Source organism: Streptomyces sp. NPDC001156 (assembly GCF_053598275.1).
Genome location: NZ_JBSFJX010000556.1, coordinates 1 through 1,228, shown reverse-complemented (window position 1 = coordinate 1,228; position 1,228 = coordinate 1). Strand labels below are relative to the sequence as shown.

1 protein-coding gene is annotated in these 1,228 nt (G+C 67.8%); it reads left to right on the top strand.

Translation table 11 applies throughout. The features are described 5' to 3' along the window. Positions 1–242: 242 nt before the first annotated feature. A protein-coding gene (locus ACWDA7_RS53095; RefSeq protein ID WP_450615443.1) for an IS5 family transposase occupies positions 243–1,189 on the top strand; the annotation gives its coding sequence in 2 pieces (ribosomal slippage) (positions 243–597 and positions 597–1,189; 948 coding nt in all). The last annotated feature ends 39 nt before the right edge of the window (positions 1,190–1,228 follow it).

The window sequence follows — 1,228 nt, the reverse complement described above, 5'->3', positions numbered from 1 at the left end:
ACCGAAGTCACCCGCCCGTCACCAGCATGAGTACCCCGGAGCCGACGCACACCAGCCCCGCGACCTGCTACTTCACGATGCACACCACTCAATGAGTGCGGTGCGTTCGTCGGCCTGCAAAGGGGGACGCTCAAGTGAAGGTGCCATGCCTGCACGTTAGGGCGCTCGGTCTCCGACTGCCGCCTGATTTTCGACTCAAGATCCGCCGGACAGGCCTTAGGCCGTGTCTGATAATTGATCTTGTGGCAGGTCGAGGTGAGTTGACGGACGTGGCTTGGGGGCAGATAGAGCCCTTGTTGCCGCAGGTGGACGGGCGTGGCCGTCCGTGGCGCGATCACCGCCAGGTGGTCAACGGTGTGGTGTGGCGGCAGCGGACGGGAGCGCCCTGGCGTGACCTGCCCGAGCGGTACGGACCGTGGCAGACCGTCTACGAGCGCTTCTCGCGCTGGGAGGCGGACGGAACCTGGGCGAAGCTGCTCGAACACGTCCAGGTCCATGACGACGCGGTGGGCCGGGTGGAGTGGACCGTTGCGGTCGACTCCACGATCAACCGGGCCCACCAGCACGCCGCTGGCGCCCGCAAAAAGGGGCCGCAGACGGGGACGAACTGAAAGATCCGGGCCGCTCGCAGACGCGCCAGGCCCTCGGTCGGTCCCGAGGCGGACTGACGACCAAAGTCCACCTCGCCGTCGACGGCCGCGGCCTGCCCCTGTCGATCGTGCTCACGCCCGGCAACGTCAACGACGCCACCGCGTTCGGCCAGGTCCTCGACGGGATCCGGATCCCGCGCACCGGAACGGGCCGCCCACGCACGACACCGGAGCGCGTACTGGGCGACAAGGCCTATTCCAGCCGGGCGATCCGCCACCTGCTGCGGCGCCGGGGCATCGCCGTCACGATCCCCGAACGCCGCGATCAGGAGGCCAACCGCCGACGGCGCGGAGCCCTCGGTGGCCGACCGCACACCTTCGACCGGGTCCTCTACCGCGACCGGAACGTGGTCGAACGATGCTTCGCCCGCCTCAAGCAGTTCCGCGCGATCGCCACCCGCTTCGACAAGCTCGCAGACCGCTACCGCGCCGGAGTCGTTCTGGCCTCCCTGATCCTCTGGCTCCGCGAACCAGCCCGGAGATCACTTAGCCTTGATCCACCGACGTGGCCTGAAGTGGATCTTCTGACGGGTTTTTGAGCGGGTTTCGGGTTGGTGTCTGTGCCTGGGCAGGTGGTA